This is a genomic window from Phocaeicola abscessus CCUG 55929 (assembly GCF_000312445.1).
Taxonomy (GTDB): Bacteria; Bacteroidota; Bacteroidia; order Bacteroidales; family Bacteroidaceae; genus Phocaeicola; species Phocaeicola abscessus.
Genome location: NZ_HE997183.1, coordinates 526,394 through 539,492 on the forward strand (window position 1 = coordinate 526,394; position 13,099 = coordinate 539,492).

The 13,099-nt window shown below is 45.3% G+C and carries 15 protein-coding genes; 4 read left to right on the top strand and 11 right to left on the bottom strand.

Annotated elements, in window-relative coordinates; translation table 11 throughout:
• Positions 1-66 precede the first annotated feature (66 nt).
• Together BN102_RS06200 and recF are read right to left on the bottom strand one after the other, a co-directional pair.
• On the bottom strand, positions 67-363 hold the full coding sequence (locus BN102_RS06200) for a DciA family protein (RefSeq protein WP_019208247.1): 297 nt from the start codon (positions 361-363) through the stop codon (positions 67-69).
• Entirely contained in the window at positions 350-1,471 is a 1,122-nt protein-coding gene (gene recF / locus BN102_RS06205) for a DNA replication/repair protein RecF (RefSeq protein ID WP_019208248.1), read from the bottom strand. The genes BN102_RS06200 and recF overlap by 14 nt, the downstream gene beginning before the upstream one ends.
• 146 nt (positions 1,472-1,617) lie before the next feature.
• Between recF and BN102_RS06210 the strand changes: the two genes are divergently transcribed.
• The 3 genes from BN102_RS06210 to BN102_RS06220 all read left to right on the top strand — a co-directional run bounded on the left by BN102_RS06210 (position 1,618) and on the right by BN102_RS06220 (position 4,000).
• Entirely contained in the window at positions 1,618-2,295 is a 678-nt protein-coding gene (locus BN102_RS06210) for a tetratricopeptide repeat protein (RefSeq protein WP_019208249.1), read from the top strand.
• Between the two features lie 253 nt (positions 2,296-2,548).
• Positions 2,549-3,046, top strand: coding sequence for a 6,7-dimethyl-8-ribityllumazine synthase (ribH, locus tag BN102_RS06215; protein WP_019208250.1), 498 nt, complete (start codon positions 2,549-2,551; stop codon positions 3,044-3,046).
• Positions 3,047-3,247: 201 nt separating this feature from the next.
• Positions 3,248-4,000 carry an exodeoxyribonuclease III gene (locus BN102_RS06220; protein WP_036787502.1) on the top strand — a complete coding sequence of 251 codons (753 nt, stop codon included), beginning with the start codon at positions 3,248-3,250 and terminating at the stop codon, positions 3,998-4,000.
• A 7-nt stretch (positions 4,001-4,007) separates the two neighbouring features.
• Here BN102_RS06220 and secG read toward each other — a convergent pair whose 3' ends face one another.
• From secG to BN102_RS06240, 4 genes are read right to left on the bottom strand one after another with little or no spacing between them, the layout of a single operon-like run.
• Complete coding sequence (secG, locus tag BN102_RS06225; protein ID WP_035456171.1) at positions 4,008-4,412, bottom strand: preprotein translocase subunit SecG; 405 nt, start codon at positions 4,410-4,412, stop codon at positions 4,008-4,010.
• An 8-nt stretch (positions 4,413-4,420) separates the two neighbouring features.
• The gene (locus BN102_RS06230) at positions 4,421-5,248 is read right to left on the bottom strand and encodes a DUF8458 domain-containing protein (RefSeq protein WP_019208253.1); all 828 of its coding nucleotides are present in this window, start codon (positions 5,246-5,248) and stop codon (positions 4,421-4,423) included.
• Between the two features lie 13 nt (positions 5,249-5,261).
• A complete protein-coding gene (locus tag BN102_RS06235; RefSeq protein WP_019208254.1) occupies positions 5,262-5,735 on the bottom strand; it encodes an LptE family protein in 474 nt (157 codons plus the stop codon).
• 28 nt (positions 5,736-5,763) lie between these two features.
• Positions 5,764-7,020, bottom strand: coding sequence for a sigma-54 interaction domain-containing protein (locus BN102_RS06240; protein ID WP_019208255.1), 1,257 nt, complete (start codon positions 7,018-7,020; stop codon positions 5,764-5,766).
• Between the two features lie 371 nt (positions 7,021-7,391).
• Here BN102_RS06240 and BN102_RS06250 point away from each other — a divergent pair, with 371 nt between their 5' ends.
• Positions 7,392-8,288, top strand: coding sequence for a PfkB family carbohydrate kinase (locus BN102_RS06250; protein ID WP_019208257.1), 897 nt, complete (start codon positions 7,392-7,394; stop codon positions 8,286-8,288).
• Positions 8,289-8,310: 22 nt separating this feature from the next.
• Here BN102_RS06250 and BN102_RS06255 read toward each other — a convergent pair whose 3' ends face one another.
• From BN102_RS06255 to BN102_RS06275, 5 genes are read right to left on the bottom strand one after another with little or no spacing between them, the layout of a single operon-like run.
• Positions 8,311-9,516, bottom strand: a complete 1,206-nt coding sequence (locus BN102_RS06255) for an MFS transporter (RefSeq protein ID WP_035456145.1) — start codon at positions 9,514-9,516, stop codon at positions 8,311-8,313.
• A 4-nt stretch (positions 9,517-9,520) separates the two neighbouring features.
• Positions 9,521-10,237 (bottom strand): HAD family hydrolase, encoded by a 717-nt coding sequence (locus BN102_RS06260; RefSeq protein ID WP_021311594.1) that lies wholly within the window; start codon positions 10,235-10,237, stop codon positions 9,521-9,523.
• Entirely contained in the window at positions 10,227-11,300 is a 1,074-nt protein-coding gene (locus tag BN102_RS06265; protein WP_021311605.1) for a lysylphosphatidylglycerol synthase transmembrane domain-containing protein, read from the bottom strand. Before BN102_RS06265 ends, BN102_RS06260 begins: the two co-directional genes overlap by 11 nt.
• Positions 11,290-12,246: a CDP-alcohol phosphatidyltransferase family protein gene (locus tag BN102_RS06270; protein ID WP_019208261.1), complete on the bottom strand. Its 957-nt coding sequence runs from the start codon at positions 12,244-12,246 to the stop codon at positions 11,290-11,292. Before BN102_RS06270 ends, BN102_RS06265 begins: the two co-directional genes overlap by 11 nt.
• Complete coding sequence (locus BN102_RS06275; RefSeq protein WP_019208262.1) at positions 12,230-13,099, bottom strand: ATP-grasp domain-containing protein; 870 nt, start codon at positions 13,097-13,099, stop codon at positions 12,230-12,232. Before BN102_RS06275 ends, BN102_RS06270 begins: the two co-directional genes overlap by 17 nt.

Consider the following 13,099-nt stretch of genomic DNA (forward strand, 5'->3'; position numbering starts at 1 on the left):
GTCATTTTTTAGGTTACCTGACGTCAACGGATCGATCTCGGACGTCGATGGCAGTCGATTCGACGGTCAATGAAAAACGATATCTACGATTACCTGCGAGCCGACCCGCTCGTTCAGATTCTTCACCAGCAATTCCCGGGCCATCATCAATTCCTGCCTGAGGGGAGCGGAGGTCACATGCACATGCAAGGTTTGATTTTTGATAAACAATCGATCCGTCTCCGTATATTTAGCGACGATCGGCCCCACCACCTCACTCCACGAACGAATGAGTCTGTATTCGTTCAATGGCGCTTCCAATCCTTGCATCCGCAAGAATTTCATCACCAGATCCCCGATATTCCGAACCTTATTCCTTTCCACTGGACAAATGATTCCTTTCTAAGATTCGTCCGTCGACGACGTCAAACACTTTATAATCACCTTCCACCTTTCGGAGGATGTCGTCCAGATGATCCCGATTGGTATCCGTCATGAAAATTTGTCCGAACCGATCGCTCGCCACCAATTTGACGATTTGCTCCACCCTGTCGGCATCCAATTTATCGAAGACGTCGTCCAATAAAAGAATCGGAATAGTCCGACTGCCGGTTCGTTTAAGGAACTCAAACTGAGCTAATTTCAAAGCGATCAGATATGTTTTGTTCTGCCCTTGAGAACCTTCCCTCCGTATGGGAAAGTCTCCCAATTGCATCACCAGATCGTCTTTATGAACGCCTCTTAACGAAAAGCCGAGTATCCGATCTTTCGGACGGCTTCCACGAATTTGCTCTAAGAGAGGACCTTCTGCCGCATGCGATTCATAATGCAAGTTCACCGCCTCTCTGTCAGCAGAAATATGGCTGTAAAAGTCTTGAAAGATCGGAATAAATTCCCGGATAAACTCATTGCGCTTCCGGTAGACCATTTCTCCGGCCTGTGCCATCATCCCTTCGCACACATCGACCAACGCCTCGTCCAGTTCTTCCTCTTTCAGCAACGTATTCCGTTGCGCTAAAGCGCGGTTATAACGAATCAACGCCTCTAAATAAGTGCGATCGTATTGCGCAATAACCACATCCATAAACCGGCGCCGCTCGTCGCTCCCGCCCAAAATCAGTTCGGAATCGGTGGGAGAAACCATCACCAAAGGAATCAATCCGATATGATCGGCCAACCGGTCATATTCTTTCTTATTCCTTTTGAACCGTTTCTTTGTCCGACGTTTCAATCCGCAATAGATTTCTTCCTTTTCTCCGCTCTCGGAACAATACTCCCCCTGGATGACAAAGAATTCCTGACCATGCGTGATATTCTGCGAATCGATCGGATTCGACGCACTTTTACAAAACGAAAGATAATATACGGCATCTAAAAGATTCGTCTTTCCCATTCCATTGCGACCGATAAAACAATTCATCTTGGAAGAAAAGTTTATATCCTCCTGCGCTATATTTTTATAATTCAATATCGAAATGCGATTCAATAGCATAACATCATCTCGTTTTAACGATACAAAAATAACTCAAATCGATGGGAAACATAAAAAAACAGCTTGCAAATTTTATTAATACGCATAAATGAGTTACTTTTGCGTCCGAATCTCGATCAATCGATAATAATAAAAAAACATATAAAATGGCAAAGAAAGAAAACATCAAAGATCCATTGAACATGGACGAAGCGATCGGCGCCTCCGAAGCCTTTCTCTTGAAGTATAAAAATACGATTTTAGGTGTCATTATCAGTATTGCGGTAATTATTTTGGCTTTCATGGGCTACAAGCATTTCATCTCCGAACCTCGCGAACTCCATGCTTCGGAAACCCTATTTAAAGCAGAAGCGTTATTCCGAGCGAACAACTACGAGGCTGCATTAAAAGGCGATAGCTTGGGTGCAAAAGGCTTCCTATCCGTAATAAAAGACTATAGCGGCACCAAAGCTGGAAACTTGGCCAATGCTTACGCCGGCATCTGCTACGCTCAATTAGGCCAATATAACGAAGCGCTTATATGCCTCGATAAGTTCAGTGCGAAAGACTTGTTGGTCAATCCAGCCATCATGGCCGCTACGGGCAATTGTTACGCTCAACTCGGCAAATTGGACAAGGCCGCCGATCTCTTGGCCAAAGCAGCCGACCAGGCGGACAGCCAAGCCTTAAGTCCGATCTATCTCATCCAAGCGGGTGAACTCTATGAGAAGTTAGGCAAGAACAGCGAAGCCATCAAAGCGTACAAACTGATTAAAGACAAATACTTTAATTCATACCAAGCAATGGAAATCGATAAATATATCGAACGCGCTTCCATAAAATAATTGACGAACCGACATAGAGGATGTGCCAAAATGAAAGTTTTGCCATTAATGTGGCGAACAGTTTTTTGAAGTAAGCAGTTCCTCACCCAAAGACGGGGAGGGGGTGCAGGTCGAAAAGGCATGAAAAGTGATCCTCCATACTTTCGATGTTTTCATACAACTTCCCTCTAACTTAGAGGAATAGCTCTTGAGGGCATCTCTTCCAGACTTTTTATTACGATACGTCCTTTAATTTGTTTTACGAAAAAAAAAGATGTCAACAGTTTATCATCATTTGTCGGATTACGATTCCACGACAATACCCAAAGCCACTGACATGCGCTTCGGGATCGTCGTTGCGGAATGGAACGAAAACATCACTTCCTCGCTATTGAAAGGAGCACTCGATACTTTGAAAAAGAACGGTGCCAAAGAAGAAAACATCATCGTACAGACCGTTCCCGGAAGCTACGAACTGACTTACGGAGCAGCTCGAATGATCAAATCGGGGAAAGTAGACGCCGTCATCGCGATCGGATGCGTCGTCCGCGGCGAGACTCCCCATTTCGATTACATCTGCGAAGGCGTCACAAATGGCCTCAGTTATCTGAATGCAAACAGTCGTATCCCCGTGATCTTCTGCTTGCTTACCACAAACACGATGCAACAAGCGAAAGAACGATCCGGCGGCAAGTTGGGAAACAAAGGGACGGAAGGAGCCGTTACGGCCATTAAAATGATTCACTTTCAACGAAAGTTAGAGCAGCGATAAAAATTCCTTTTCACCTTTTGCCGGATTTAAAAATAGCGCTATCTCTGCAATGCATCGAAAAGAATTCTATGGACAAATACCAGCGTAGTCAAATGGGCAGGAGAAGGTTACTCCTGTCCACTCAGCAAGTTCATGCAAATAAGTGCATGCCGTTTGGCTATTAAAAGCAAAACCATTATCTTCGCACAAAAAGATGACAACGTGAAATTTATCTCATGGAATGTGAACGGCCTGCGCGCCGTTTATACAAAAGGATTCGGCAAAGTGTTCGAATCGTTGAATGCCGACTTTTTCTGCATACAGGAAACCAAAATGCAAGCCGGTCAGTTGGATGTACACTTCGACGGATACGAATCTTATTGGAACTACGCCGCGAAGAAAGGATATTCCGGAACGGCCGTCTTTACCCGCCATACGCCCTTAAACGTTTCTTATGGAATGGGCATGGAAAAACACGACACGGAAGGCAGAATCATTACCTTGGAGATGGAAAGGTTCTTCTTAGTGGTGGTCTATACGCCCAATTCTCAAAATGAACTCAGGCGGCTCGCATACCGCATGACTTGGGAAGACGATTTCCTCCATTATTTGCAGGATTTAGAAAAGCAGAAACCGGTGATCGTCTGCGGCGATATGAATGTGGCTCATGAAGAGATCGACCTCAAGAACCCGAAGAGCAATCGCAACAATGCCGGATTCACAGATCAGGAACGAGCGAAGATGACTGCATTGCTACATGCCGGATTTATCGATACTTTTCGGTATCTCTATCCCCGCCAAGTTACTTATTCCTGGTGGTCCTATCGTTTCCGTGCTCGAGAGAAGAATGCAGGGTGGCGCATCGACTACTTTTTGATATCCCAAGCATTGGGACGTCAACTGAAAGATGCCAAGATACATACCGACATCTTCGGCAGCGATCATTGCCCTGTGGAATTGGATATGGAGATTTAAACCGGATTTATTCGGTTTTTTCCGAACTATCGTTATTCGAATGCTCATCAGTAGCGGCAGGAGCTTCCGTAGCGGAAGGCGTTTCGCTGTCACTTGCCGACGGAGCTGCGAAACCGGAAGGAGTATTCAGCGGATTCGTCGTCTGCTCTTGCAACGCATTTTGTTCCATGACAGAATTATTGGCTACCACCTTGGGTAACACATACGAAGAGGCGATACTCAACACCACCATTGCGATAGCCAATCCCCACGTCATCTTCTCGATGAAATCGGTCGTCTTACGCACGCCCATGATTTGATTCGACGAAGCGAAGCTGGAAGCCAAGCCTCCGCCTTTCGAATTCTGGACCAATACGATGAAACACATTAAGATGGATGCAAAAACAATGAATCCAATCAATAGTAAATACAACATTTCCTTTATTTGTTTTTATCGTTAATAATCAATTTTTCCAAAAACCTGATTTGGTCTGCAAAATAACTATTTTTTTTCGGATATTTCAAACTTAATTTTTTAATTATTTCCAATGCCTTCGAATATCGTCCTTGCCTAACATAGATTTTGGCCAACGTTTCCGTAAAATAACTCTCGTCCAGAACCTCTTCGTCCTCTTCTGCCGTTTCAATTTCCACCTGTTTTTTAACTACTGATGCCGTTCCGACATTCAAGACAGGCTCTGCTTTTACCGGCGCTAAAGGGATATCTCCTCTCGCCTCGGCTTCCAACTCTTCCAGCGTCTGTGGAAATCCCTCTTCGCTTCCCTTCCTCGTGAGGAAGTCGTCGATCAGGTTCTCGCTTTTCGTAGCAGGAACTGTCAGAGCCGAGAACGGTTTCTCCTCCCGATCATGCATCAGACAGGACACATAATCCGTCGCTGTACTCATCGGAATCGCATCGATCGGTTCTTCCGTACTTGGCTGTTCCGACAGAAAGGCGTTGATCAAAGTCAACGTACGGTCAACGGAAACATCTTCATCGACAGTCGGACTTTGAACTTGAGAGCGGATCACATACCGGTCACCTTCGATCAGATAGAACAGCACTTTTCGATCAGGGACAAAGGCAACCGCTTTCCGAAGCGCTTCGGTGAAAGAAGCATCGTGGAGCAAAAACAAATTCTTCAGATAAAGCAAGCGTGCGGTCTGAAAATAGGGATAGCGGGCGAGCAACGTTCGAAGTTCGTACAATGTTTCCCGATTCAATTGCTCAGGATGCTTCATCCAATGATTCAAAAGTTGATGGTCCATAGAGAAAAAGTCGTTACCAGTTCGCCACCGTCGCATTAAAGATTTGCTCTACAATTTCCTTGATCATCTGATTGACCAACTCCTCCTGAACGGTCGACAGTTGCTGCGAAGAATTATATTCGCGGCTGGCCGTAAACTGTTGTTTAAAGTCTTCGTGATGGTTTACACTGTTGGTAAATTCTACACGGACCGTCATCCGAAGTTCGGCCATGTTCGAGTAGCCATCGGCGCCGATACCCTTGTTAATAGCATCGTAATTGGTGATCTCTCCCTTCAGGTGCAGATCTCCCGATCGAGAAACTTGCCGCAACCGAGTTTGCTGGATATAAATATCCTGCAAAGCCGTGTTAAACATGCTTTCCATCGGTCCCCAGACAAAACCGGAAGAACGGTTGGGAAAGTTTTCGAAAGAAATCGTTTTTATCTTCGTGTAGTCAATACTCGATCCGTTGAAGCTGTAGGAGATAGAACACGAAACCGTAAGCATGACTACTAACGGCAACAGACTTATCTTTTCAAGCAATGTTCTCCAATCCATATTCTTTTATTTTTCTGTACAAGGTCCGCTCCGAGATGCTCAAATCTTTAGCAGCACTCTTACGCTTGCCGTGATGACGTTCCAATGCTTTCTTTATCATCTCTTTCTCCACATCTTCCAGCGACATCGGCGCCTCTTCCACATACTCTTCCGGATCGGGAATCTCCATCGATCGGGAGGTCATAGGCGAAATATTGATACCCGAAACCGAGGTCGGAACATGCAAAGTCGGCTGTTCGGCAGAAATGTAAGAGAAGGGAGTGGCCTTGGGCTGCGTATCTACCACTCGTTGATCGCGTTCCGTCATCAACGTATTGACCAGTTTTTTCAGGTCAGTCACATCTTGCCGCAAATCGAAAAGAACATGATAAAGTATTTCCCTTTCGTTACTGAAGTTCTGCAATCGTTGTTTCTCGTTCAGGAGCATCGGCAAACCCGAATGGACAGGAGTCTCTTGCAAATAATGATGGAGAATCTCCGACGTGATGTCCCGGTGAGTTTCAATGATGGAGATCTGTTCCGTAACATTCTTCAACTGACGGACATTCCCCGGCCAAGCATAACTTTTCAGGGCCTGTTTAGCCTCGTCCGTCAATTGGATAGGTGGCATTTGATACTTCTCGGCAAAGTCGGACGCGAATTTGCGGAACAGCAAAATCATGTCATCCCCCCGTTCCCGCAGTGCGGGAATCCTGATAGGAACGGTATTCAATCGGTAATACAAGTCTTCCCGGAAATGTCCCTCCGAGATCGCTTCCGTGAGGTTTATGTTTGTGGCGGCGATAATGCGAACATCGGTCTTCTCCACTTTCGAGGAACCGACCTTGATATATTCCCCGCTCTCCAATACACGCAGCAAACGAGCTTGTGTGGCCAAGGGCAACTCTCCCACCTCGTCCAAAAAGATCGTACCTCCGTTCGCTTCGGCAAAATAACCGTTCCGTTCGCTGATAGCTCCGGTAAAGGCGCCTTTCTCATGTCCGAAGAGCTCGGAATCGATGGTCCCGTCGGGGATGGCGCCACAGTTGACCGCAATGTACTGCCCGTGCTTGCGTCGACTGTACTGATGGATGATTTGAGGGAAGCTTTCCTTGCCTACACCACTCTCGCCCGTAATGAGGACGGACAGGTCTGTCGGAGCGACTTGCATAGCAATATCGATATCGCGCAAGAGACGTTCATCGTTGCCGATAATACCGAAGCGCAACTTCACCTGCTGTATATCGTTTTTCATATTGACTCCTATTGATGTGATTGACAAAATTACAAATAAGAGCGCATTAAACAAGTAAATTTAGATTTAATTACGAATTACAATCCTTTATGATACGTATAAAGCATCGCAAGCGAAAATTCGTTTTTACTGCCCCGAGCCACTCGGCGGAAGAAAAAATCCGTTTTTACTGCCTTCGAGCCACTCGGCGGAAGAAAAAATCCGTTTTCACGACCGCCGACCGAAGCGACGAAAGGGAAACCGATGTCGGATCGACAAATACGCCTTTTTTCGTTTTTCGGTAGCAATCGACGGATAGAAAATGTCCGATCCATTTTACTATCCATTTTTTTTGCGTAAATTTGCCGAAATTCGTATCAATCATTCATAAAATGAACGACATCTGTTGCATCGGCCATATCACCTTAGACAAGATCGTTACGCCTCTACATATCACCTATCTGCCTGGCGGCACCTCCTACTACTTCTCTCACGGAATAAGTCGGTTAGACGAGTATAAAAATTACAAGTTGGTCACCTCGCTGGCCCTCTCCGAGATGCAAGCGGTCGAGGATATCCGCGCCAAAGGCATCAAGGTGAAAGTAATACCGAGCAAGGAGACGGTATATTTCGAAAACACCTACGGCATCGACCAAAATAACCGCACGCAAAGAGTTTTGGCAAAGGCCGATCCTTTCAAGGTGGAGGATCTGCAGGATGTGGAAGCCCGCATTTTCCATCTGGGGAGTTTGCTCAGCGACGACTTTCCGCTGGATGTAATCAAATACCTGTCAGGAAAAGGTATCCTCTGCGTGGATGTACAAGGGTATCTTCGTCAAGTGCAGGGAGATCGGGTATATGCCGTCGACTGGCCGGAGAAGATGAAAGCCTTTCCCTATATCGATATTCTGAAAGTCAACGAATTCGAAATGGATGTCTTGACCGGACATTCCGATCCGATCGACGCCGCCAAACAACTAAGCGGTTGGGGTGTGAAAGAAGTCCTGGTGACTTTGGGAAGTCTGGGGTCAATCATTTACGTAAACGGACAAATATACAAGATACCGGCTTATCCCCCCGAGAAGATCGTGGATGCCACCGGCTGCGGCGACACTTACGCGACAGGCTACCTCTACATGCGTAACAAAGGCGCTTCGTACGAAGAGGCCGGTTGTTTCGCCGCCGCCATGTCGACCTTAAACCAAGAAGTCTCCGGCCCTTTCTGCGGAACCGAACAAGATGTCCTGAATATCATTAGGAACAGCAATCTGAAACCCGAAAGGTTATGATCCCAATCGTCCGAGCATTCAATCAAGCTTCCCTCTTCAAAGAAACCTGCTTCCAAGCATACAGCAAGACCACGACAAACCCGACCAGCGGCACGACGAATGCGAAAGACATCGAGGTCATATCGGCTACGTATCCCATCCACAACGGACCGACGGCTCCGCCGATAGGCGTCATCATTAAAAAGGATGCAGCCCGTTTCGTATAATAACTTCCCATATTCTGAACAGACAAGGCAAAGATGGTCGGGAACATAATCGCTTCCAACAAATATCCTAAACAGAGGGCGACCAACGAGACAACTCCTACCTGAAGCACCACCAAAGCGGTGGTACAGACAGTACCTATTGCACAGACAAACAGCATCCGTTCGGCAGAAACGCTGCGCATAATCCAGCTACCGCCGAAACGCCCCGTCATAAACAATCCCAACCCACAGATAGAAAGCATGAACGAAGCCTCTTTGGCCGTCAACCATCCTTCGTTCACATAATTGATGAAGAAGCTGTTTATCGATATTTCGGAAATCTCATAACAAAACAAGGCGAACAACCCGAAAACGAACAGGCGATTCTTCCACAATCCGATGACTTTCAACTCTTTCGACCGCTCCTCTACGCCGTCGTCTATCTCCGGCAACTTCACTCGACTGAACAAGAGAGCCACGCCCAGCACGATAAATCCCATGACCATGTAAGGGACGGAGACACCGATCGAATCTTCTCCCGAGAATAAAGCCATCCCTCCGATCAGAGGAGCACAAATACACCCTAATCCGTTAAATGATTGCGCCAAATTTAACCGGCTGGCCGCCGTCTGCCGCTCGCCTAACTTCGTCATATAAGGGTTTGCCGCCGTTTCCAAAAAGACCAAGCCGCAGGCAATGACAAACAGAGAAAACAGGAAGAAGTTGAACGACCCGATAAACTCACCGGGGATAAAAAGCAAAGATCCTATGCCGTAAAGGATTAAACCGAAAACCACCCCCGACCGATACCCATGTCGATGTATGTATAAACCGGCGGGAATGGCCATGATAAAATATCCGAGATAAAACATGACCTGAACCATAGCCGAATTCATCTTTGACATGTTCATCGAATCCTGGAAATGCTTATTCAATACATCCAAAAAAGCATGTGCGAACCCCCACAGAAAAAATAGAGAAGTTACCAAAACAAACGGCACTACGTATTCTCTCTTTACCAATTCATATCTATTCATACTCATCGTTTCATAAATAATCAGGCAAGGTTGCCAAATTAGCAATTATCATATCGGGCAAAGCTTCGTCGACGGGCTCGTTCCCCCAGCCTTCGCCTTTCAACCAAACGGTCTTGCAACCGAGAGCTTTCGCCGGAACCATATCTTTCGAGAAAGAATCTCCGATCACGAGCACTCGAGCGGGATCGCCCCCGAGCGCTTCCACACCCAAGCGATAGATAGCAGGATTGGGCTTCCGAATGCCGACAACCGACGACTCAACGACCGCAGTGAAAAACCGATCGAGGTTAAAATCTTCCAATATCGTTTGAATATTTCCGTAGAAATTGGAGACCAGAGCCAATGTATACCGGCGAGAAAGCTCCTCTACCACCGGACGAGTTACGCTCAACACGTCAGACACATAGTTATAGCTGCCATCCGTTACCTGATCGGCATAACGCTGAAGGAAATCCTCGTCCATCGGCAACTTCCCTTTCGATGCCAAATATTCGACTTGCAGTTTCGTTTTATAGGCCAAGACTCGGCGAAAATCATCGTCGGGGCGTACATAAGGATATTTCGCCAGTGAACGCTCTCCGAACATATATGCTTCCCGAAAACTTTCTCTATCTACCGGAATGCGGAACTTTACATATTGCCTCCAAAGCACTTCCACCCAATGATGCCCGTTCGTATCAATGGTTCCACCATAATCAAAAATAATACCTTTTATATCAGTCCACATTTCTTTCATCTTTTTGTTGATTCCTGCCGTTACGCTCTTCTGCTACGAATAAATTTGTTCTTTCCTTATTCTCCGACACATTCGTTCCCACCTTCATCAAGGCAACCCCGATCACGATCCATATCAATTCCCTGATGCGGGTGATCAATCCTGTATAAACGCCATAAGCTCCCGGAATGGATAATTTCCCTACCGCCAAAGCGAACCCGCCCTCTCGAGCTCCCAATTGCATGGGAGAGAAGAAAAAAATATTGGCAAACAATGAAGTGAATGCCATGATCAGGATGCAAGCGGGGAAACTCACATCCGTGGCCAAGATATTCAAAATAAAGTAAACCTCCATACACCCTAATACCCTTGCAAGGAATTCCAAGCCCAGAGAAGCGTAAAACGTCGTTTTGCGCTGTTTATGCAATTCGGCGATCTGATCGTCAATACGCTGCAAAACATCTCTTTTCTCTTCAGAAAAACGCTTTGCCCATTTCTTAGCAAAAGGAACGTATCCCAACATTTTCAGTGTCTTTACCGCCATACCTTTTCTATAACCCCGTAAAAAGAAATAAATCGAGATCAACAAGGCCAAACCTGCGACGGTAAAGAAAATACCTAAGAAAAAATCGACTGGATACAAAACGACGTACAAAAAGATAGAAGCAAACCAAAAGCATATATGCGAAAAGATATGCATCATGACGTATAATATTACAGACGACGTCGCCTTGCTCGTACCCACATAAGGAGTCAGTTCCAGGATACGATAAGGTTCACCTCCCATCAATCCGCCAGGAGTCGCATAGTTTAATGCGAATCCAGTAACAGTGAGTTTATAAACTTTCCAAAAAGGAATAGGTGTACCTTTCTTCCCGTCTCGGATAATAATATACCAAGACAGCGCATTGATCAAATAAATAAAAACCCATAACAGAATAATAGCCGGAAACCAATATCCTGCCCGTTTCAAGTTATGCCACAGTTCGTCATACTCCATATCGAACGAAAGAAGCATAATAACAATAGCGGCAATACCGAAAAATAAAAATATATTGCGATATTTACTCTTCACTGCTTTTCAACTTTTGGTAAAATCTTAACGATAATGTTTCATGACGATGCCACATATACAAAAACAGCAAAGTCATGACTATAATCTCGAATACCAAAAACAGCCAGGGTGCTCCGATCAGCAAACTAACATATAAGACAATAGCCCGTGTATTAAAGGTTAAGATATTCGCATATTTCATTAACGGCAGGCTTTCTTTTCTGAATTCGTCGCGTAAGTCCTGCGGGATATGATCTCCGTACTTACGACGGACAACCGTGTAGAACTTCTGAAAGTTCGGTGTCATTTTCTCTTGATTACGGGTATAGTTTCCATAGAAATATAAAAATACCTTCCACCAAAAATTTTTTTTCCACGGCAGATTATGAAACAGTTCGCGCTGCTGTTTAAAATTGTCCAATTCGCTTCCGTCCTTACCTTTCAGAAAATAGAGATGAATATTGCGGTAATAATCAGCCAACGTGCTTTGCTTACTGTGGAAGAACATTCCCGAAATAATGCAAAGTATCCATATCCATACACCCCACAGCATGCCGCTACCGATATCAAACGGCAGCGGTTGATTCATTAAACGAAGTGCTATCGCTATGTAAATCGCAGTAAACCACAAGTCGCCGGCAAAACCGTCGAGCATTCTTCCCCAACGGGTTTTCTTTCCGGTCAACCGAGCAAGCTGCCCATCGCAACTGTCATAATGATTAGCCCATACCAAAAGGAATATACCTATCCACGTATGCTTTAAATCGGGATAATAAAACATGATACCGGCAGTTACTCCCAAGAAAATAGACAAGATAGTTACCACGTTAGGATGTACGTTCAACTTTTCGAAGAACATGGCCCAGGCGTAACCGATAGGCCTATTAAAATAAATATCGAGGAACTCTTCCGTATCCTGCGATTTTAAAGATGCTGCAATCCCTCTCTTATTAGCTTCTTGATTCATAGTTGTATTTCATTTCGGTCAAATAAGCGATGCAATTCGCAATGGCTATTCCACCTTCTTCACGACAATGTAAAAAGCTTGGCCAATCATTAAAGTCGATGATCTTCATTGTTCCATCAGCCGCAATAATACCATCTCCCCCATAAATATGGACATTCAATATCCGCGCAGCTTTATCAGCCCATTTCTTCAGCACCTTCACGTCAAAGTCATACCCTGTAGGTTCTCCGTTGATTTTCTCCAAGTCGAACTTACTGTGAGCGGATGCAGAAAATCGATACCAATCCCAAAAGTCAGTATGCCGAACACCGTAAAATTTAATCAGATCTCCCATCAAATGTTCGTTGACAACAGCTGTCTTTATTCCCCTACGATAGAACTCAGACAATATGTGTTGTGCCTCCTGCGGACAGGTAGCCAAACAGACATCATCCTTCACTACGGTATGAGAATCTCCTCTTTTCAACCAACAAGGATAAAAATCGATGGCAATGGGAGTATCCGTCGGAATAATCATACTTCTCGGATAAGGGATGCCGTTTTTAATCAAGAGTTCCGTAAGCGGTTGACGGATACAATTAGCTATGCCATACCCGGAATTAATGATTAACGTTCCTGCCTCCTCCATCTTGCAGAGAAGAGAAACGGTCTCCGGACTGCGGGCCATATTATAAATCACATCAACGTGGATAGCAGGCTGCCTCAAGAACTCATCTTCCGAAAAGAGATCGATAATCCATCCTTTCTTTTCAAGTTCCTTCGTTACCTTGGCAAAGATAGCGGCATCGCTCTCCGTTCTATGAGGGGAATAGCGACTTCCTCGACTAATACCTATCACGTGTAATTCTTTCAT

Coding starts and splice junctions, on each gene's coding strand:
- recF (WP_019208248.1), bottom strand. CDS start 1,471: ATGCTATTGAATCGCATTTCGATATTGAATTATAAAAATATAGCGCAG.
- BN102_RS06210 (WP_019208249.1), top strand. CDS start 1,618: ATGGCAAAGAAAGAAAACATCAAAGATCCATTGAACATGGACGAAGCG.
- ribH (WP_019208250.1), top strand. CDS start 2,549: ATGTCAACAGTTTATCATCATTTGTCGGATTACGATTCCACGACAATA.
- BN102_RS06230 (WP_019208253.1), bottom strand. CDS start 5,248: ATGGACCATCAACTTTTGAATCATTGGATGAAGCATCCTGAGCAATTG.
- BN102_RS06235 (WP_019208254.1), bottom strand. CDS start 5,735: ATGCTTACGGTTTCGTGTTCTATCTCCTACAGCTTCAACGGATCGAGT.
- BN102_RS06240 (WP_019208255.1), bottom strand. CDS start 7,020: ATGAAAAACGATATACAGCAGGTGAAGTTGCGCTTCGGTATTATCGGC.
- BN102_RS06250 (WP_019208257.1), top strand. CDS start 7,392: ATGAACGACATCTGTTGCATCGGCCATATCACCTTAGACAAGATCGTT.
- BN102_RS06255 (WP_035456145.1), bottom strand. CDS start 9,516: ATGAGTATGAATAGATATGAATTGGTAAAGAGAGAATACGTAGTGCCG.
- BN102_RS06260 (WP_021311594.1), bottom strand. CDS start 10,237: ATGTGGACTGATATAAAAGGTATTATTTTTGATTATGGTGGAACCATT.
- BN102_RS06270 (WP_019208261.1), bottom strand. CDS start 12,246: ATGAATCAAGAAGCTAATAAGAGAGGGATTGCAGCATCTTTAAAATCG.
- BN102_RS06275 (WP_019208262.1), bottom strand. CDS start 13,099: ATGAAAGAATTACACGTGATAGGTATTAGTCGAGGAAGTCGCTATTCC.